This is a genomic window from Streptomyces sp. NPDC046859, from assembly GCF_040645135.1.
GTDB lineage: Bacteria > Actinomycetota > Actinomycetes > Streptomycetales > Streptomycetaceae > Streptomyces.
Window position 1 is genome coordinate 1 of record NZ_JBEYXR010000007.1, and the last position, 18,586, is coordinate 18,586.

At 67.2% G+C, this 18,586-nt stretch carries 17 protein-coding genes; 4 read left to right on the forward strand and 13 right to left on the reverse strand.

The genetic code is table 11. The features are described from left to right. The 10 genes from ABZ899_RS12295 to ABZ899_RS12340 form a co-directional block, all read right to left on the reverse strand. Positions 1-801: bifunctional DNA primase/polymerase (locus ABZ899_RS12295; protein ID WP_361344642.1), on the reverse strand; the 801-nt coding region annotated here is incomplete at its 3' end. A gap of 90 nt (positions 802-891) precedes the next feature. Then, a complete protein-coding gene (locus ABZ899_RS12300; RefSeq protein ID WP_361344644.1) occupies positions 892-1,401 on the reverse strand; it encodes a hypothetical protein in 510 nt (169 codons plus the stop codon). Between the two features lie 3 nt (positions 1,402-1,404). Then, positions 1,405-2,013: a hypothetical protein gene (locus ABZ899_RS12305; RefSeq protein WP_361344646.1), complete on the reverse strand. Its 609-nt coding sequence runs from the start codon at positions 2,011-2,013 to the stop codon at positions 1,405-1,407. A gap of 11 nt (positions 2,014-2,024) precedes the next feature. Next, positions 2,025-2,213, reverse strand: coding sequence for a hypothetical protein (locus ABZ899_RS12310; RefSeq protein WP_361344648.1), 189 nt, complete (start codon positions 2,211-2,213; stop codon positions 2,025-2,027). Positions 2,214-2,248: 35 nt separating this feature from the next. Beyond that, the gene (locus ABZ899_RS12315) at positions 2,249-2,500 is read right to left on the reverse strand and encodes a hypothetical protein (RefSeq protein ID WP_361344650.1); all 252 of its coding nucleotides are present in this window, start codon (positions 2,498-2,500) and stop codon (positions 2,249-2,251) included. Positions 2,501-2,639: 139 nt separating this feature from the next. Then, entirely contained in the window at positions 2,640-4,895 is a 2,256-nt protein-coding gene (locus ABZ899_RS12320) for a cell division protein FtsK (RefSeq protein WP_361344652.1), read from the reverse strand. 77 nt (positions 4,896-4,972) lie between these two features. Continuing rightward, a complete protein-coding gene (locus ABZ899_RS12325) occupies positions 4,973-5,356 on the reverse strand; it encodes an RRQRL motif-containing zinc-binding protein (RefSeq protein WP_361344654.1) in 384 nt (127 codons plus the stop codon). Further along, positions 5,356-6,006: a GGDEF domain-containing protein gene (locus tag ABZ899_RS12330; protein WP_361344656.1), complete on the reverse strand. Its 651-nt coding sequence runs from the start codon at positions 6,004-6,006 to the stop codon at positions 5,356-5,358. The genes ABZ899_RS12325 and ABZ899_RS12330 overlap by 1 nt, the downstream gene beginning before the upstream one ends. Then, entirely contained in the window at positions 6,003-6,995 is a 993-nt protein-coding gene (locus ABZ899_RS12335; RefSeq protein WP_361344658.1) for a DUF2637 domain-containing protein, read from the reverse strand. The genes ABZ899_RS12330 and ABZ899_RS12335 overlap by 4 nt, the downstream gene beginning before the upstream one ends. Further along, positions 6,992-7,291, reverse strand: coding sequence for a hypothetical protein (locus ABZ899_RS12340; RefSeq protein WP_361344660.1), 300 nt, complete (start codon positions 7,289-7,291; stop codon positions 6,992-6,994). Before ABZ899_RS12340 ends, ABZ899_RS12335 begins: the two co-directional genes overlap by 4 nt. Before the next feature lie 162 nt (positions 7,292-7,453). Between ABZ899_RS12340 and ABZ899_RS12345 the strand changes: the two genes are divergently transcribed. Next, complete coding sequence (locus ABZ899_RS12345; protein ID WP_361344662.1) at positions 7,454-7,849, forward strand: winged helix-turn-helix domain-containing protein; 396 nt, start codon at positions 7,454-7,456, stop codon at positions 7,847-7,849. Between the two features lie 216 nt (positions 7,850-8,065). Here the strand turns inward: ABZ899_RS12345 and ABZ899_RS12350 are convergent, their stop codons facing one another. Then, positions 8,066-8,644 carry a flavoprotein gene (locus ABZ899_RS12350; RefSeq protein WP_361344664.1) on the reverse strand — a complete coding sequence of 193 codons (579 nt, stop codon included), beginning with the start codon at positions 8,642-8,644 and terminating at the stop codon, positions 8,066-8,068. Beyond that, on the reverse strand, positions 8,626-9,861 hold the full coding sequence (locus ABZ899_RS12355) for a helix-turn-helix transcriptional regulator (protein ID WP_361344666.1): 1,236 nt from the start codon (positions 9,859-9,861) through the stop codon (positions 8,626-8,628). Before ABZ899_RS12355 ends, ABZ899_RS12350 begins: the two co-directional genes overlap by 19 nt. 757 nt (positions 9,862-10,618) lie before the next feature. On the opposite strand from ABZ899_RS12355, the gene ABZ899_RS12360 reads away from it, so the two are divergent. The 3 genes from ABZ899_RS12360 (at position 10,619) to ABZ899_RS12370 (ending at position 17,077) form a co-directional block, all read left to right on the forward strand. Next, positions 10,619-12,130: a class I SAM-dependent DNA methyltransferase gene (locus tag ABZ899_RS12360; RefSeq protein ID WP_361344668.1), complete on the forward strand. Its 1,512-nt coding sequence runs from the start codon at positions 10,619-10,621 to the stop codon at positions 12,128-12,130. A 5-nt stretch (positions 12,131-12,135) separates the two neighbouring features. Beyond that, positions 12,136-13,326: a restriction endonuclease subunit S gene (locus tag ABZ899_RS12365; RefSeq protein ID WP_361345219.1), complete on the forward strand. Its 1,191-nt coding sequence runs from the start codon at positions 12,136-12,138 to the stop codon at positions 13,324-13,326. Between the two features lie 160 nt (positions 13,327-13,486). Further along, complete coding sequence (locus ABZ899_RS12370) at positions 13,487-17,077, forward strand: DEAD/DEAH box helicase family protein (protein ID WP_361344670.1); 3,591 nt, start codon at positions 13,487-13,489, stop codon at positions 17,075-17,077. Between the two features lie 416 nt (positions 17,078-17,493). Here the strand turns inward: ABZ899_RS12370 and ABZ899_RS12375 are convergent, their stop codons facing one another. Then, a complete protein-coding gene (locus tag ABZ899_RS12375) occupies positions 17,494-17,901 on the reverse strand; it encodes a hypothetical protein (RefSeq protein WP_361344672.1) in 408 nt (135 codons plus the stop codon). Between the last annotated feature and the right edge of the window lie 685 nt (positions 17,902-18,586).

Consider the following 18,586-nt stretch of genomic DNA (forward strand, 5'->3'; position numbering starts at 1 on the left):
GCGCTGCCCGGCGTGAGGGGCTGGGCGACGAGCTAGCTCGCCGCCGGCGGCGAGCTGTCCGAGGGCGACGGCGGCGATGTAGAGGCTGTTGTTGTGCAGGTGCGGGCCGGAGGCCGTGACCCGCTCCACCTCCCCGTTGATCGCGGAGCGCAGGAAGGCGGTGCGCCGTCCGCGGCCCGCGAGGGCGACCGTGATGAGTGTCTGCGGGGGCAGCGGGGCCGGGCGCAGGAGTTCGGCGAGCCATTCCGGCAGGGGTGCCACGGGGGTGTTACAGGTGACCTCGTACGGATGTCCGGCGAAGGTGCTGCCCGCGCCGACGACGAGCCCGCCCCACGCGCGGGTGTCGACCTTCCAGCCCAGTCCACGGGCGCTGTCCCCGGCGGTGTTGCGCAGGGGCTCGCCTTCAGGTGCGGCGAAGTACAGGTGGGTGCCGCCGCTCCAGGTGCGCACGGTGTAGGTGTCGGCGGGGAAGGGCTGGCCGTGGCGCTCACAGAGCACGGCGAGCACGTCGGCGCCGTCGGTGACGCCGTACTCGGCCCAAGCGGCCGGCGGGGTGTCGCCGGGGTGCTTGGGCTTGTCCAGGTCGATGACGACCAGGCCGGACGGGCCAGTGGCGATGCCGACGTTGAAGGCGGCAACGGACCACGCGCGGGTGATGCGGTCCGGGTCGGTAGTGGCGCGGGTCTCCCAGTCGGAGACGGCCGGGCGCTTGTCACCGGGGATCAGGGGGAAGACGCGCCAGTCGTGCGACGCTGCGTCAAGCGCGGCGGTGAGCTGGGCAGAGCCGTCCAGGTGCGGCATGCTGGGGGTTCTCCTGTTCTGTCTGCGGATGGGCAGGGAGAACCGCGGCGGCGGGCGACCTTGCTGGGGAGTCCCGCCGCCGCGGCGTTGCTACTGGTGCTTGGCCCAGTGGGCGTATTCCTGGCGGACGTAGCCGCGCGGGTCGGCGGCGGTCGCCGGGTGCTCCGGCCAGTACGGGACGCCGTGGTAGTCACCCTCGCCGTCCCGGTCGTACTCGATGAGCCGTCGGGCCGCTTCTTTGGCCGCCTCGGCCGCGTCGCCGGTGACGCCGTCCTCGTCCTCGCGCAGCGCGATGCGGTCCAGCAATGCGGCCTTGCGAAGCCAGTACTCCCGGTTCAGGTCAACGCCGAACGGTTTGTCGGCGGCCGTCTGAGCGGTCCATCCGATCTCGCGGACCATGCTCGGGGCGAGCGCGTACGCCTCTTCCGGTGTCGGCCACGGTCCCGGCTCAGGGCGGTGGTCCGCCGTGACGTACAGCCGGTCACGGTTGCCGTCGCGCGTGGGGTACTTGCGTGCCGGGCTGGTGTCGAACGCGGCGGCCAGGGCGCGGCTGACGCGGTCGGCGTCGGCCGGGTCGCAGATGACGTGGATCTCGAACATATGTCAGTGCTCCTTGCTGGTGCTGATGGACGGGAGTTCAGGCAGCCCGGCGGCTTCCACGGCCTTGAGGTCGAACCCGGGCAGGGCGGCACGGGTGACAAGCGCTTGGGCGAGCTGTTCGGCGTACACGGCGCCGGTACGGGCCACCGCGATCTGTGCTCCGGCGCGCAGGGTCTCGACGCGTTCGATGTGGGCGTGTTCCTCGCGGCGCGCGGTGGTCTGCCGCTCGTGGGCGACGCGCTCACGGCGGTCGGTGTGCCAGTACCGCGCGGCGAGCCCGTAGGCGATGGCGGTGGCCAGCGTCCACAGCAGCAGGGGCAGAGAGAGGCCGTCGGCGTATCCGGCGACCCCGGCGAGAGCGAGCCCGCCAGAGGCGGCGAACGCGGTTCCGGCGATGACGCTCTCGCCGGCGCGGCCGATGGTCGCGCATACGCCGGCCGCCGCGGACCCCAGGGACAGCACGGTCATGAGAACGGCGTTGCCGACGGAGTGCTCGGCGCCGTTGGCGTTCCAGATGCGGGCCAGGATCAGCACGGTGGACGTGGTCAGTGCGGGCGCGGCCTTGGGCGCGATGATGGCGAGCCAGTGTCGGGCGATGATCTGTTCGTTCATGGCCGGACTCCTCACAGTTGCTGCATGGCGTCAATGACGGCGGCGGCGAGTTGGTTGATGGGACCGGCGGCGCCCGTGGAGGCGAGGAAGTAGCCGAACCCAGCAGCGGTGAATGCGGCGCCGTAGCCCAGGGACTTGGAGCGCAGCAGGAAGAGCAGGACGAGTCCGAACAGGGCCACGAGCGAGACAGTGACGGCCACTGACGGCACCTCCTTCAGGTGGCGTGGGCGGGTGGTCAGTGCGTGCCTTCGCGGTAGATCCGCTGGGCTCGGTTGAAAAGCCAGCGCCCGGCGCGTATGCGCTTGCCGGTCGCGCGGCAGCGGCGGCAGCTCTTGCCGCGCTTGGGCTGTCCCTTGCGGTCGGTGGTCGTGGCGAAGCCGAAGCCGTGGCACTTGCGGCAGGTGCCGAATGGGCTGGCCGCACACAGAGCGCTGTAACCGAGCGTGACGATCATCAGGCAGGGGATAGCAAGGGCGATGAGGGTCATGAGGGGTCCTTCCAGGCGGTTTCCGGGATTTCCGCAGGTGGGGTGCTATGCACTAGAGCGCAGCTCAGACGCGATGTGGAGTGCTAGCGGGGGTGCTACTGGTAGCAGGGCGACGTGCTATCGGTAGCACCGTCCCGGACTAAGCAGCGCCCCGCCTATCGTCACGCCCCGCGATCGCCTTCGTGAGGTCGGCGCGGGTGATGCCGCGGCGGGTGGTGCGGGTGCCGTCGTCGGTGGTGCCGGCCACGTCGCGGGTCTTGATGCCGTGCGGCTTGAGCGCGCTGGTGACGTTCTCGCCCTTCCAGCCGCCGTAGACCTCCGGCCGCAGCTCTGCCAGCCGGGCGGCGATCCGTTCGTTCCACACCCGCTCCTCCGACGGCGGTATGACAGCGGCGACGTCCGCGAGCAGGTCGTAGGACGGGCCGGCCACAGCCTCGGGGTCCTCTCCGAGCGCGTGTCCGGACAGGGTGCCCTCGGCCTTGCGCAGGGCGTAGGCGCGCTGAGCGATGGCGTGGGTGGCGTTGTCATCTAGGTAGGCGGTGCGCACCACGACCGGCAGCGCGGTTGCGCCGGCGAGGTAGCCGTTACCGGCGTCGATCTCCGGCCGGAAGGACGTGGCGCGCACGCCATTCTTGTACGCCGACGTACCCAGGATCATGTCGTTCTCGACCTGCCCGGCGACCTTGAGGGCGAAGCGGATGGACACGTTGCCGCTGATGCCGGTCGGGAGGGAATCCTTGTCCGGGCGCTGCGTGGCCAGCACCAAGATGACCCCGAGGGCGCGGCCCAGCTTGATGATGAACTCGGCGTCGTCACCTGCTTGTTTGCCGTACTTGGGGTGACCGAACAGGTTCTGGCACTCGTCGAACACACCCAGGAGCGGCCACAGCTTCAGCGAGCGCTTGTCGGCGATCTGCCGGGTGACGCGTTTGTCCGGGCACAGGTCCCGCGGCAGCTTCTTGATCGCAGCCGCGCGGCGCATGACCTCCTCGCGCAGCATCTTCAGGGAGTCGGCCGCGTACTTGATCGAGTCGTCATCGATGCCGGAGACGAACCGGTGCGAGACGCATTCGAGGGAGTCCAGGTCGCCGGTTCCCTTGTTCTCGTGCAGCCACAGTTCCACGGACGGGTCCATGGCGGCGCCGCAGGCCAGCACGCGCACGGAGGCGGTCTTGCCCTGGCCGGGCAGCGAACCGATCAGGATGTTGTGCTGGATCATCGGCACGGACTGAGCCCGGCCGCGCGGGTCGATGCCGAACGGGATGCGCTTGAAGATGTCGTGCTTGCGCGCCGTCGCGAGCGGCCACTTGACGATGCCGGTCTTGGACAGGTCCCGGTCGCCCACCCACAGGATCAGCCGCCCCTCGTGCTCGCTGGGGTCGGCGTCCGGCCACACACAGCCCAGCGGGCGGCGCAGGCCTGAGGCGAGCCGGGCGCGCCGGTCGGCCACGTCCGCGACGGTCACACCCAGCGGCAGGTCGATGTCCGCGCGCCAGCCCGGACCCTCGCGGGTGATCGGGGCGACGAACTTGATGCCGTCCTGGCCCTTGGCCACGGCGGAGGCGATCTGGCCGATGCCGATGGACGCCATTGCCTTGACCACGATGTCGCTGGTCAGTTTCTGCACCTCGGTCTTGATGACCGCTCGGGTGGTCAGGGGTGCATCCGCTGGCGCTCCCAGCCAGCCGAGCGCGAGCACGGTGACCGTGGCGGCGATGACCTGGGTGCGCGGCTCGGCGCCGTAGACCAGGAACAGAGTCATGGTCAGAGCGAACAGGGCGGCGAGGAGGGCGACGCACATCCGCAGCCGCACCCTGCGGTCACGCTGGCGGGACAGCTTCAGGTACAGCTCGGAGTTCTCGCGGCGGGCCTCGGCCTGCCGCAGCGGCTCGCCCTCCGCGTCGACCGCCCACCGGCTGATCCGGGTCGCGGTGTTGGCCAGGCCGCGCGGGGAGCGCCAGATGAGCTTGGGCACGTACAGGAACGGCACGCGGACCGCGTGGAAGGCGATGGTGTGCCAGACGTGTCCGGCCAGCCACCGCATCGCGTCGGCGAACTCCGGGCCCGACGTGACCCACGCCGGGAGGACGTCCAGCCGCTTGGAGTTGCGGATGCGGTCGATCAGACCGGGGCCCGACTGAGTCGGCGCCGAACGGTCGACCAGAGTCGGGCCGGAGTCGTCCGACTCCCCCGTCTCCGGGTCGGCCGACTCGGTCGGCTTCGCGTCGGCCGACCGGTCGGGCCCGGAGTCGGGCGACGCGTCGGGCGTACGGTCGGCCGACTCGGTACGGGTCGACCGGGCCTTGTCCAGGTCGACCACGTCGCCCGCCGGGTCGGCAGTCATCTCGGCTTCCAGCCGGTTGAAGAGTTCGTTGTCGTCATCGGGATGTTTCACTGGGGGTTCCTTCTCTCAGGAGGGACGGCGGGGCCCGGCCGCTGCTTTGGTCGGTTGAGACCGGGCCCCGTACGGAGTCAGGCGGCGCGCTGATCCTCGGGGTAGGCACAGGGGACGCACACCCCGAGCGAAGTCGGGATGCAGTAGCTGTAGGTGATCCGGCACTGCGGGCAGGTGCGGCGGGCGAGCATCGCCAGGGCGAGCGCACCCCACTTGCGCGACGTCATCGGCCGGACCGGCTTCGCGCGGTCGACGCGGTACAGGTAGGCGACCTGCACCCCGGCCTTGCGGCCCCGGTGGCGGCGCATCACCTGCGCGGCGACCGGCTGTCCGCCCGGCCGCAGCCCGGCCGCACGGAGCTGGCGGCGGGTGGCGTAGACGTCCGGGGCGAACCGCCACGGGTACGTGGGGATGCCGAACCGGGTGCCGGACGGGTCGAAACACTTGCTGTAGGCGGCCATCAGGCAGCCACCCCCACGACCGGTGCATCGGTCCGAGCCCCGGCGCGGCCGGCACGTCGCCCGGTGACCGTGGCGAACAGCCGCCCCAATCCCGCCCGGCGGGCACCGGCGCGGGCCTGCTTAGCCGCGTACATCGCCTCATCCGCCCGCCGCAGCAGAGCGGACAGGTCGTCGCCGGGGAAGTCCGCAGCGCGCACCCAGCCGAGGGAGACCGTGGTGTGTATGGCGGGGTCCTGGCCGTCGATCGAGCGGGCGAGCACGGCGTGGAGCACGGCGAGCAGGTCGGAGGCGGTGCCGTGGTCGTCGATCAGGACGGCGGCGAACTCATCGCCCCCGAGCCGCCCGGCCACCCCGGAGCGGCCGACGTGATGGGCGAGACGGTCCGCGGTCGCCTTCAACAGCGCATCCCCGGCTGCATGCCCGAAGGTGTCGTTGATGTGCTTGAAGCGGTCGACGTCGGCCAGCACCACGACCGCGCGGGGGTCCCGCAGCAGAACCGTGGCGCGACGGGTGAAGGCATCGCGTGTCCGCAGCCCGGTCAGCGGGTCACGGCGGGCGACGTTCAGGCGCCGCCGCAGCCACAACGTGTGCGCCGTCCAACCGGAGGCGACCGGCGCCGCCGCAGCCAGCATGGTCAACACGGTGTTCATGCCGCCGCCTCCTCGGTCTCCTCGTCACCGTCGACGGAGTGCAGGCGGCGCCCCTCGGCCCGCTCGCTCAGCAACAGGTCGCGCAGCACGCGGGAGTTGGCAGCCGAGCAGTGCAGCGTGGTCCGGATGACTTCTGCGTTGATCGCGTCATCGGCCCACTCGGCCGTGGCCTCACGTGCCGCAGCGAGCAGTTCCGCCGGGGTCCGCGGCGCCCTGGCAGGCTTGGCCTTGCCCTTGGTGCTGGCCGGGCGCTTGCGCGGCGCCTTGTGCGCCTCCGGCTTCGGCTTCTCCGTCTGCTGCGGCGGCGTGGGCGGGACGTCCTCGCTCGAGGGGGTCAGCTCGCCCAGCTTCAGCAGCACCCGTTCCGGGCGCGGGGTCTTCGACCGCCACCGCCGTCCGTGCCGCTCGCGCAGCCGGGCGCGGGCCAGCTGCCGCTCACGCTCGCGCTTCAGCGCCTCGGAGTAGGAGGTGATCTCCCACAGCGTCATCCGCCGCCACAGGGCGAACGTCGACAGCGGGGCGAGCATCCAGCGGGAGAACCGCACCTTCTCCATCCGCCGGCCGGTGGCGGCGCCGATCCGGACGGCGTAGACGTGGGCGCCGATCTCGGAGAACACCACCCACAGCAGGGGCATCGTGCCGTGCGCGACCTTGGCCCACAGCGTGTGCCCGGCGGCGACGTTTAATCCGCACGTGATCAGCGTCAGCGCCCAGGGCACGAATCGCACCCACGCCAACGCCATGTCCATCCGGATCAGCAACAGGTTGGCCACGGTGAACACCGGAATGGCCACGTCGATGCCGACCGGCAGCATCCACGGTGCACCGAAGCCCCAGCGGGCAGCGGCGGAGGAGACCGCATCGAACGAGGCGATCAGCCCCAGGGCGCCAACACCGGCCGCGGCCAGCGCGCCTAATCCGGCAAGGCCCATCTCCGGCTTCGTCAGCGGCGGCACCGCCGGCCGTGCCGTCTCGGTTGCGGTCGTCATGCCGCCGCCCCCTTCCGGGAGGACCGGCGGCGCCTCGCCGGGCTCGCCAGTGGGACGACGTTGAACAGCTCCGGGGCGCGCGCCTCGATCACCTCGGCGGCGATACGGGCCACATCGTCCGGCAGGTTGCTGTACTCGAGGTCGGCGAGGATGTCGCGCGCCGCGTCCAGACGGGCCGCGCGCTCCTCGTCCGTCTCGCCCTCGACCCCGAGCCACAACTCAACCGGGGTGCCAAGGGCCAACTCCACGAAGTCCTCAGCGGATACGGCCTGTTGATGGTCGACGTACGTGCGCATGGTGCTCTCCTGAGTCGAAGGAGCAGGGAGAACCGCGACGCCAGGCGACCTAGCTGGGGAGTCCCAGCGCTGCGGGATTTCAGATTGACCCATGTCAATCCGGCTGTCAAGGGAATCGGGCGGGGGCGTAGAGATTGACCTAGGTCCAGCTACTCTCGAACCATGGAGCAGAGTCCAGAAGCGCCCAAGCAGACGCCCACGGCCAAGGAGATCGCCGCGGATTTTCGCGAGAAGATCACGGGCCCGAACCGCGAGTACGATCCGGGAGACCGGCTCCCTGCGGCTCGCAAGCTCGCCAAAGACCTTGGTGTGCAGCTCATGACCGTGCAGAGCGCCTACGGCCAGCTCCGTGACGAAGGACTGGTTCTCACCCAGCAGGGCCGCGGGACATTCGTCCGAGATCCATCGGTGCCGCTCGGTACCGAGCCGGGCAGTAGTCCCGCGTTTACCGCCCTGGCAGCAGAACTCAGCTCGATTCATGACGCTCTCCGTCTGCTCGGTGAGCGACTGGACCGCCTTGAAGAGCTCGTCGGCGACGAGACTCCACCCTCGCCGTAAGTTCGTCTGCTCGCCGCAGCAGTCGTTCGATCGTGGCGCGCGCCTCGCTCAGACTCTCTTCAATCAAGGCAAGGTCCGTGGGAGTCAGGCCTCCCAATTCGCCGCTCCGCTCATTGACACCTGACATGCCAATGAGCATGCGACCGGAAACGGAAGAGGACCCGGACAGACTGTCCGGGTCCTCTTTCCTTGCAGTTCAGACAGGTTGACGGCTCGTCACCGAGTAGCTTCCTCCACGACATCGAGCACTGCGGCCCACGGGAGTTCACGCTCCGCCGGCGCTTCCCTCGGTTCGTACAGCGGCCAGACGTCCGGGCCATAGACGACGTGTACTCCCCCGGCACGAAGGGCGTCGACGTGGCCCTGCCACGCAGGGTGGCGAGCGTGCGCCGCGTTCACCCGGGGGAAGACGACAACCGGCAGACCGAGGGTGCCGATGGCCTCACCGACCTGTGTCAGCGCCTGGTTGTCCATGAGGCCGGTCGCAAGCTTGGCGACCGTGTTGGCCGACGCGGGGGCGACCACGTAGCAGTCGACCGGCGGATGCGGCCGGTCCTCCCCAGGGAGCCGCGGTTCGTCACGCACAGGCAGGCCGGTGAGCTTCGCCAGCCGCTCGACCTCGCCGATCACCCGCAGCCACTTACCTGCGGTCGGCGTGAGGGTGACGGCCACCTGCCATCCTCGGTCCATCGCGGGCTCGACAAGACCGGTGCGCAGAGCCTCAACGCCTCCGGCTGCCGACCCGACCACACCGAGCACCCCGCGCTTGCCTGAACTCACTGCACCGCCCTGCATCGCTGAGCCATCACGAACACCTCGGACGAACGCGAACCGCCGGTCACGGGAGACTGCTTGACCAGGTCCCGCAGCGTCTCGCGCACCCTCGGATTGTTGCGTACGAGCTGCGGCGATGTCCGCTCAGCCGTACGTAGCTCCGCGAACGCTTCATCCCCGTGTCCAGCGAGGGACAGGGCTCGGGCGAAGTCGATACGGTGCGAGACGCTGCGCTCCTGCGGCATGTGGTCGACGTTGATCCGGCCGTGTTCCACCACGTACGAGACGTTGTCGAGGTCCAGCTCGATGGACAGGCGATGGAGCAGTACGTTTGTCGGCCCGAACCCGGTCTGCCAGTAGTTCCCATCCGCCCCGAGGTCATCTGCGAGTTCTTCGGCGCGGTCCAGTAGTGCCGTTGCGGTGGGCCGGTCGTGATGCCGTGCCGCCGCGACAGCGGCACGCAGGTGGATCATGCCCAGAAGGCTGAGCGCCGCCGGGTCGCTGTCGGTCACCTGGGCCCAGAGCCACGTAGCTGCCGTGTTGCCCAGCTCCAGCGCATCGTCGTAGCGCCCGTTGGCGAGCAAGGCATGCGTGCCGGATCGTGCAGCCGACGCCAACACGAGCGGGTCGTCCGACTCGTCAGCGGCTCGCATCGCGCGCTCGGCAGCAAGCCATGAGATGTCCGACTCGCCGATCTTCGCAAGAGTCGTAGCCGCAAGGTGGTGGGTACGGGCTGACACTGCCCAGCAGTCGCCATGGTCATCGCCGCGGCGCGCCGCTCGGCCCTCCAGTTCCTGTGCGGTCTGAAGAAGCGCCGGCAAGGCTGCGATCACGCTGCCGAGCCGTCCACCCTGATAGTCGTTCCATGCCTGCTCGACACGCACGGCCACAGGGGCAGGTGTCGGAAGTTGGGTCTCAGCCTCGGGGCCGAAGAGCAGACGCGAGAGCCGACGCGGGCTCATGAGGGCATCACGCACGGCGGGGACATCGTCCTGTTGCCGCTCGTCTTCCATGAGCACGGTCTGACCGAGCAGATCCCCGAGAGGCACACGCAGGGTGCGCGACAACTCCACGAGCATGTCGAGACGGGGCGGCTTCCGACGTCCCGTCTCGATCTTCGCGAGCCAGTCAGTGCTACGACCGACCAGACCGGCCAGCACCTCTTGCGTGTAGCCGCGGCGCTTCCGGTAGAACGCGATGCGCTCGCCGATGCTGAGGTGATCTCCAAGACCACGCATGTGGTGTTGCCTCCCGCTGCCGAGTAAGGGCGTCTTTCACGGTACCGACGCGGCGGGGAAGGGGTAAGTGATCTCGGCCTTTACCGCCGATGGCCAGCGTGCGGCACTGAGCAGGAGCGGACCCGGACAGATTGTCCGGGTCTGATGGAACCGCGCTGGGAGCTGTCCGGCTGTCCGGTTAGGGCACTCACCTGTACAAACAGCCCGGACAGCTCGAAGTCCCGCTGTCCGGGCTGTCCGGTCACAGACGGCTGCAACACGCAGGGGGTGTTACAGCCCGTCGGCGAAGTCAACCTCTCAATGGACGTCAGAGCCGGAGGCGACTTCCGATCTGCTCTGGCTCACGAAGATTCACCGAAGGGTTCGGAACTTCCCTATCCGATCAAGGCGGCTCGCTCCGCTCACGGCGCGCGGCCCGGCCCCCGGCCGGGCCTGCGCTCCTGTCTCCGCCCCGCTCCAGCCCGGCCAGCGCCCGTCCCGCGCGCGCAGCAATCAGCCGCCTGACGTCAGAGAAGGGGTACGTCGTGGCTGGGGCGGTCGGCTCCGCGGCTTTACGCAGCCACTTTGGGGCGAGCCTCGAAGATCTTGGCCCCAACGTCGTGCTCTATCGGGCAGGTTCACAGACCGCCCGACGCGCCGCAAGCTTACGGGGCCAAGATCACTCGCCCCAAAGCAGCCCCAGCCCAAAGCCGCTCCACCGACCTACGAGGTTCTCGCCTCGGCCACCCACACCTTCTTCAAGGACTACGATCTCCCTGTGATTACGGGCGAGCTGAAGAGCAAGGTGGACCGCGTCTGGGACGCGTTCTGGTCGGGCGGGATCTCCAACCCGCTGGAAGTGATGGAGCAGATCACCTATCTGCTCTTCATCCGGCGTCTAGACGAACTGCAGACGGTCAAGGACAGGATGGCCCGGCGCGGCATCCAGGACAACAGCCCCTTCTTCGGCCCTGATCAGCAAGACCTACGCTGGCAGAACTTCAAGGACACCGAGCCAGTGAAGATGTACGAGACCGTCGCCGAGGAGGTCTTCCCGTACCTGCGTGCGCTGGGCGGCGAGGACTCTACGTACTCGCACCACATGAAGGACGCCCGCTTCACGATCCCGACGCCCAACCTCCTGTCCAAGGTCGTCCTCCTTCTGGAGGGCATCCCCATGCAGGACAAAGACACCAAGGGCGATCTGTACGAGTACATGCTCAGCAAGATCGCCTCGGCGGGACAGAACGGGCAGTTCCGCACCCCTCGGCACATCATTCAGCTGATGGTCGAGATGACCGAGCCGAACCCGCGCGACGAAATCTGCGATCCTGCGTGCGGCACGGCCGGCTTCCTGGTCGCCGCGTCCGAGTACGTGCAGCGTGTCCACAGGGACGATCTGGTCGAAGCCGACAATCAACATCACTTCAACAACAGCATGTTCCACGGGTTCGACTTCGACTCGACCATGCTCCGCATCGGCTCGATGAACATGCTTCAGCATGACGTCGCGAGCCCGGACATCCGCTACCGTGACTCCCTTTCGCAAAGCGCGGGTGAGGAGACCGACCGTTACTCCCTGATCCTCGCAAACCCGCCCTTCGCTGGCAGCCTCGACTATGAGACGACCTCCTCGGACCTGTTGAAGCTCGTCAAGACCAAGAAGACAGAACTTCTCTTCCTGGCCCTCTTCCTCAAGCTTCTCAAGCCGGGTGGCCGAGCCGCGGTGATCGTCCCTGACGGCGTTCTCTTCGGGTCGACGAAGGCCCACAAGGAACTGCGCCGCATGCTGGTCGAGGAACAGAAGCTCGACGCGGTGGTGAAGCTGCCGTCGGGCGCATTCAAGCCGTACGCCGGTGTCTCCACCGCTATCCTCTTCTTCACGAAGACGGACTCCGGCGGCACGGATGAGGTCTGGTTCTACGACGTCCAAGCGGACGGTTTCAGCCTGGACGACAAGCGTACGCCGCTACTTCGGGAGGACCGCTCGGGCGCCCGCGCCACCGACCTTACGGCCGAGGAGCACGCGAAGAATAACCTGCCGGACGTCCTGACCCGCTGGAAGCGCCGCACTACCGACGAACGCAACCGCGCCCGCACAGAGCAGAGCTTCTGCGTCCCTAAGTCCGACATTGCCGTCCAAGACTATGATCTTTCCCTCAACCGCTACAAAGAAATTGTCCACGAGGAGGTCGTGACCCGGCCGCCCTTGGAGATCTTGGACGATCTGGATCGGTTGAACAAAGAGATCGAGGCGGGCACGTCGAAGCTGAAGGAGATGCTGGCGTGACTTCGATGCAGTTCGCCCCGCTTCGACATGTGGCTGAAATTCGCTCCGGTGTGGGATTTCCGAATCATCTGCAAGGGCGAACAGAGGGCAAATATCCGTTCGCCAAGGTGGGGGACATCTCCAAGCTGGCCCGCTCAGGTGCGTCAAACCTTCACGGTGCCTCGAATTACATCGACGACACGGACCTTGCGCAACTCAAGGCGAAGCCATTTCCAGCCGGAACGGTCGTTTTCGCAAAAATCGGCGAAGCGATCCGGCAAAACTTCAGGGCAATCCTCAACGCCCCCGCTCTCGTCGACAATAACGTCATGGGCGTGATCCCGAGACCAGAAGCTCTCGACCCACGCTATCTTTACCATCATCTCATGTCTATTGACATGTACCCTCTGGCTCAATCCACCACAGTGCCCTCCATCAGGAAGACGGACCTAGAGCGGCTTCAAATTCCACTCCCACCCCTTGCGCAGCAGAAGCGCATCGTCGCCATACTGGATTACCTGGATGAGCTACGCTCCAAGCGTCGCCAGGCCATCACCCTCCTTGACGATCTCATACTGTCCATTTTCCGCGACACGTTCGGCGAGGGCGGATGGCCGACAGAACCACTGAGCCGGGTTGTCCGGGAAGGGACCATCGTCACCTACGGGATCGTTCAGGCCGGAAACGAATACCCTGGAGGCGTTCCATATATTCGAACGGGTGACATCAAGGGGGGTGAAATCATTACCGGAGGCTTGAGGAGGACATCTCCGCTGATCGCAGAGAAGTATGCACGATCTAGGGTCCGTCCAGGTGAAATCGTCATGAGTATTCGCGCAACGGTGGGGACAACGGCTCTCGTCCCTGAGGAACTTGACGGCGCCAATCTCACCCAGGGAACAGCACGCATCTCTCCTGGAGACAGGGTTTCAGCAGAATACCTACTTGCCTATTTGCGGTCGCATGAGGCTCAATCCTGGATTCAGCGACAGGTCAAAGGGGCGACCTTTCGTGAAATCACACTCGCCAAGCTACGCGAACTAGTGGTGCCGCTTCCGCCTATAGAGCAGCAGCAGGTGTTTGCCGAGCAGGTCAAACATCTGAGAGGTTTGGCGAAAACTCATCGCACTCATCTGAGCACCCTCGACGAACTCTTCGCCTCCCTGCAGCAACGGGCCTTCTCTGGCACCCTCTGGGATCATGGAACCGCCGGGTAGCGCCTGACAGGCCCGCGCGTCATCGCACCACCCCGGCTGTCGCCGCAACCCCTCTTCAGCCGGTCGGCGTCCGGGTAGCTATTGCACACGTCAGACAGGTATTACATGCGTAGCCGCCAAGGCAGGCGTACGCATCACGCGGAAGGGACACGGCTCGGTCATGGCTATTGAGGGTCGCGGCAACGGCCAGGCGCAGGGCACCAACCGGGACGAGCGGAACGCGAAGGAAGCACGGGACACTGCGGCCGCCCAGAACATCGGCCGGCCGCACAGCAACTTCCACTTCCTCCGCACCGAGTGGCCCGCCCTCTACGACGAAGCCCTCCGCGCCGAGCGTCTCGCCCACGCGGATCCGCGTACCTCCTGCTTCTACGCCCGCCGTGTCCTTGAGCTCGCTGTGCACTGGATGTACCACAACGACTCCGCGCTGCGTCCTCCCTACCAGAACGACCTGAGTGCAATGCTGCACGAGCCGAGCATGCGGAACCTGGTCGGGCCGACGCTCAACGCGAAGATGGACCTCATCCGGCGCCAGGGGAACCACGCTGTGCACCGCCCGGCCCCCGTCCAGGCCAGGGACGCGATACGGACAGTCGCCGAGCTGTTCCACGTCTTCTACTGGTTCGCCCGCACCTACGCGCCCGACCCGGCCACCGCTCCCGCCCCCGGTGTCCAGTTCGACACTCAGCACATTCCGCGTCCCGTCCCCACCGAGGTCAAACTACGTCGCCAGGCCGAGCTGAAGAAGCAGGCCGAGGAGGACCAGGCCCGCTGGGACGCCCAGGCCAAGGAGCTGGCGGAGGAGCGCGCGAAGGGGGTGCAGCTCGCCTCCGAGGTGGCCGAGCTGCGTGCCAGGATCACCGAGCTCCGCAAAGCTAACGAGGCACGCCCCGACACACATGACTACGACGAGGCCGCCACCCGCGACCTGTTCATCGACCTCCTCCTCAAGGAAGCAGGCTGGGACCTCACCGAGGAGCGCGACCGCGAGTACCCGATCGACGGTGAGCCCGGGGTGATCAGCAAGTCCGGCAAGGGGTACGTGGACTACATCCTGTGGGGAGACGACGACCGGCCCCTCGCCGTCGTCGAGGCCAAGCGCACCCGTGTCGACGCCCGCGCCGGCCGCCAGCAGGCTGAGCTCTACGCCGACGCGCTCGAAGCTGTCTACAACCAACGACCGGTGATCTTCTACACCAACGGCTACGAGACCTATTTGTGGGACCAGTGGAGCAAGGACAAGAACAACGGCTACCCGCCCCGCAGGGTCCAGGGCTTCCGAACCAAGGACGAGCTGCACTGGATGATCCGGCAGCGCGCTGGCCGGCTCGCCCTGAAGTCCTCCAACGTCAACCAGGGCATCGCGGGCCGCCCTTACCAGCTGGAGGCCATCCAGCGGGTCAGTGAGAGCTTCGAGAAAGAGAAACGCCGTCGCGCCCTGCTCGTCATGGCGACCGGCACCGGCAAGACCCGTACCACCGTGGCCTTCACCGAGCTGCTGCAACGGGCTGGCTGGGCGCGGCGCATCCTCTTCCTCGCCGACCGCCAGGCCCTCGTCAACCAGGCGGTGCGGGCGTTCAAGGAGCACCTGCCGAACAGCGTGACGGTCAACCTCCTCACCGAGAAGAAGACCGACGCCCACGTCTACGTCTCGACGTACCCGACGATGATGAACCTGGTCAACGAGGTCACGGAGGACGGCCGCCGTCGTTTCGGCCCGGGCTTCTTTGACCTGGTCGTCATCGACGAGGCCCACCGCTCGGTCTACGACAAGTACGGCGAGCTCTTCGAGTACTTCGACAGCCTCCTCCTGGGGCTGACGGCCACGCCCAAGGACGACGTCGACCACAACACGTACCAGCTGTTCCAGCTGGAGGACGGCGTCCCCACCGACTCCTACAGCCTGGACCAGGCGGCCACGGACGGCTTCCTGGTGAAGCCGTCCGTCGTAGACGTCCCGTTCGACTCCCTCCGGCGGGGCTTCCGCTACGACGACCTCACCGAGGAGCAGAAGGAGGCCTGGGACAATCTGGAGTGGAGCGAGGATGGGCAGGTTCCCGACGCGGTCTCCGCGGACGAGATCAACCGCTTCCTGTTCAACCGGCCGACCATCAACAAGGCGCTCGAGGTCCTAATGCGGCACGGCCTGCGCGTCGAGGGTGGGGACCGGCTCGGTAAGACGATCATCTTCGCCAAGAACAACACGCACGCCCTGGCCATCGAGGAGCAGTACAACCTCAACTACCCCCAAGGCGCCGGGAACGACGCCCGGGTCATCACCTACCAGGAGAAGAATCCTCAGCAGCTCATCGACGACTTCTCCGACCCGGCCAAGGCACCGGACATCGCCATCTCCGTCGACATGCTGGACACCGGCATCGATGTGCCCGAGGTGCTGAACCTCGTGCTGTTCAAGCCGGTGTACTCGCGGACCAAGTTTTGGCAGATGATCGGCCGCGGCACCCGCCTGCGTCCGGACGTCTACGGGCCCGGTCGCGACAAGGACAGCTTCAACGTCTTCGACCTTTGCGGCAACGCGGAGTTCTTCAACCAGGAACTCGACCGCGCTCCCGCCCGGCAGGCTCCGACGCTCACCGAGAAGTTGCTGCAGCGCCAGCTCGACCTCATCCGGACGCTGGACTGCCGCCAGGCCCCCGACCCGGCCCAGGACGGCGGTCCCGACGCGATCGACACCGAGGCGTCCCTGCGCTGGGCGGCGGCGCACCGTCTCCACAGGACAGTGCGGGGCATGAACCTCGACAACTTCCTCGTGCGACCGCACCGCCGTCACGTCGAGGTGTTCGGCGGCGACTTCGCCGCCTGGCATCGGATCGGCGAAGACGCGGCCCACGCCCTAAGCGGGGACGTCCTCGGCCTGCCGTCCGACTACTGGCCGGAGGGCGAGGACAAGGGCGAGGAGGCCAAGCGCTTCGACCTCATCGCCTACCGCCTTCAACTCGCGGTTTTGGAGGGCGGCTCCGACTACACGCGCCTGCGCGGCCAGGTCAAGGAGCTCGCGGAGGATCTCCTCGGCAAGACCAACATTCCCGTCGTTCGGGACCAGGCCGACCTGCTGGAGGCCATCATCGGCGACGCGTGGTGGCAGAACGTGACCGTTCCAATGCTGGAGCACGTACGACGCCGCGTGCGCGGCCTGGCCCACCTGGTCGACGCGCCAGCCGCCCGGAAGATCGTCTACACGGACATAGCCGAGGATCACGGGGACCTGACGGAGGTCGCGCTCAAGGGTCTGCCCGTCGGCACGGACAGCGAACGCTTCAAGCAGAAGGCCCGCGCCTACCTCCAGACTCACCGCGAGCAGGAGGCTGTCCGCAAGCTGCGCGAGAACGAGCAGGTCACGGCCGAGGACCTGGCCATCCTGGAAGATGTCTTCCTCTCCGAGGGGGTCGCCTCCGCCGAGGACCTCGAGGAGAAGCGCACGGCCGACGGCGGCCTCGGTGCGTTCCTTCGCCGCATTGGCGGCTTGGACCAGGCCGCCGCGCAGGAAGCCTTCTCGGGCTTCATCGCCGACCACGACCTCTCCGCCGACCAGATCGACCTCGTCGGCCTCATGATTCGGTACGTGGCGGCGAATGGTCTCATCGACACCCGCGACCTTTACGAGAACAGCCTCTTCAGCAGTCGTGGGGTCATCGACAACCACTTCACCGACGACGAGATCGACGCCCTGGAGGTCGTCTTCCGTACCGTGCGTTCCCGCGCCGTCCCGGATGCGGGTCTCGCCGCATAGTCAGGCCGCGCTTGTCCCAGAGCCAGTAAGGCCCTGGGGCAGCGCTCGCCACAGCGGCTTTCAGTCGACTGGCGGGGATGCCTTCGATGGCCTTCCAGTTCGACGACTACCTTCTACCGATCAGGCCGGCGCGGCACACCCTGACTCTCGTGCCTGGCTGGGGGGTCTGACGGTCTTCGGCGTCGACAATGCCGCAGCTTGCGGTGCGGGTCGAGTTGTAATGTGCCGCTATCGGAAGCACACAGGCCGCCCGTGACCATCTGTGGACCAGGCGCCTCCTATCGGTCACCCATGGACTCGTGACTTGCGTCTACGGCAGCGACGGAAAGGCCCTCCGGAGCCGCTTGCCTAGTTGTTGGCATCCTGAGACGGGAGCCGGGGTGCGCCCCTCCTCTTGAAGGAGGGGCGCACCCCGGCTAGTACTCGCCGCTGTCTCGCAGCTCCTGGGTTACCTCGTCCACCTTGTCCGGGCAGTAGGCCTTCACGCCCATCAACAAGAGCTCGTTCGCCTCGGGCTTTCTCGTACCCCAGTCCCCGCCGGATGGGTACAGGCCGCCCTCGCTGAAGAGGAACGCGACACTGTGGCCCTCGGCGAGCCCGTCGCACCACATCTGTGGGAACTCGATGAGGTCCCCGTCTGCCGGCTGAGTCTCCTGCCAACTCTGCCAAGACGCGAGATGCACGGCGTCAAGAAACTTGTCTTCCTTCGCCACTGTAGGCGTCGGCTTCGCCTTGGCAGTGGACTTAGTGTCGTTGCCACCGCAGGCGGTCACCGAGGCCGCAGTTATCAGTACCAGTGCAGTTAGCGCGGTGCGGTAGAGCATGGTCCCCCTAGGCGTGTGTGATGCACACATGATCACCACCGTGAGGGTGACGTGAAGGTGAAGTGTTCAAGTTGTGACATGAAGGCCACTGCAAGTAGGGAGACGCGACAGCCATCGCCAGACCGTGCGAGGCCCTGAGCAGGATCGGGTGACTGTTACGACCTTCTCCCGTAGTTCGGGACCTAGAGGTCGCGTGCCACAGCCGTGCCAGATGCAGGGGTCAGCCACGATCAACACGGGTGCCTGGCGGGCGCGCCCGCGCTAGATAGCTCCACCAACAGAGCTGCAGGTCACCAGCAAGACCCCCAGCCTCTCTCGTAAGGCGGTGGTCATGCCCTCGTGGACTATCTGTGGCCGGACCCCAGCCGAACGCGCACCTGCGCGGCCCTGACCAGCCACATTGTCTGTGGCTCAAAGGGCTTCCGGGCCGTGTGCATCGGTGTAGTGACAACTTGAGGTGGCGACTCACCCGTACCGACTAGCTGTCGAACTCCCACCACATCGGCGGAAGATCGGCGAGCGGGCCCGGCGGCTTGAGTGCCTTACCATTGATTCCAGCCTTGGCCTGCACGATGCGATGTCGGCTCTTCTGTGCTGCCTCCGCGGCCGCTCTCTTTTCAAGCCATGCGGCACGCACTTCGGCTGCCCGATCTCTTTGCCGTACTCGATCGCTAACGTGCTGATC

What these genes read in the sequence shown, in the direction of transcription:
- ABZ899_RS12300 (WP_361344644.1), bottom strand. Translation starts at nt 1,401, where the DNA reads ATGTTCGAGATCCACGTCATCTGCGACCCGGCCGACGCCGACCGCGTC.
- ABZ899_RS12305 (WP_361344646.1), bottom strand. Translation starts at nt 2,013, where the DNA reads ATGAACGAACAGATCATCGCCCGACACTGGCTCGCCATCATCGCGCCC.
- ABZ899_RS12315 (WP_361344650.1), bottom strand. Translation starts at nt 2,500, where the DNA reads ATGACCCTCATCGCCCTTGCTATCCCCTGCCTGATGATCGTCACGCTC.
- ABZ899_RS12325 (WP_361344654.1), bottom strand. Translation starts at nt 5,356, where the DNA reads ATGGCCGCCTACAGCAAGTGTTTCGACCCGTCCGGCACCCGGTTCGGC.
- ABZ899_RS12330 (WP_361344656.1), bottom strand. Translation starts at nt 6,006, where the DNA reads ATGAACACCGTGTTGACCATGCTGGCTGCGGCGGCGCCGGTCGCCTCC.
- ABZ899_RS12335 (WP_361344658.1), bottom strand. Translation starts at nt 6,995, where the DNA reads ATGACGACCGCAACCGAGACGGCACGGCCGGCGGTGCCGCCGCTGACG.
- ABZ899_RS12340 (WP_361344660.1), bottom strand. Translation starts at nt 7,291, where the DNA reads ATGCGCACGTACGTCGACCATCAACAGGCCGTATCCGCTGAGGACTTC.
- ABZ899_RS12345 (WP_361344662.1), top strand. Translation starts at nt 7,454, where the DNA reads ATGGAGCAGAGTCCAGAAGCGCCCAAGCAGACGCCCACGGCCAAGGAG.
- ABZ899_RS12350 (WP_361344664.1), bottom strand. Translation starts at nt 8,644, where the DNA reads ATGCAGGGCGGTGCAGTGAGTTCAGGCAAGCGCGGGGTGCTCGGTGTG.
- ABZ899_RS12355 (WP_361344666.1), bottom strand. Translation starts at nt 9,861, where the DNA reads ATGCGTGGTCTTGGAGATCACCTCAGCATCGGCGAGCGCATCGCGTTC.
- ABZ899_RS12365 (WP_361345219.1), top strand. Translation starts at nt 12,136, where the DNA reads ATGCAGTTCGCCCCGCTTCGACATGTGGCTGAAATTCGCTCCGGTGTG.
- ABZ899_RS12370 (WP_361344670.1), top strand. Translation starts at nt 13,487, where the DNA reads ATGGCTATTGAGGGTCGCGGCAACGGCCAGGCGCAGGGCACCAACCGG.
- ABZ899_RS12375 (WP_361344672.1), bottom strand. Translation starts at nt 17,901, where the DNA reads ATGCTCTACCGCACCGCGCTAACTGCACTGGTACTGATAACTGCGGCC.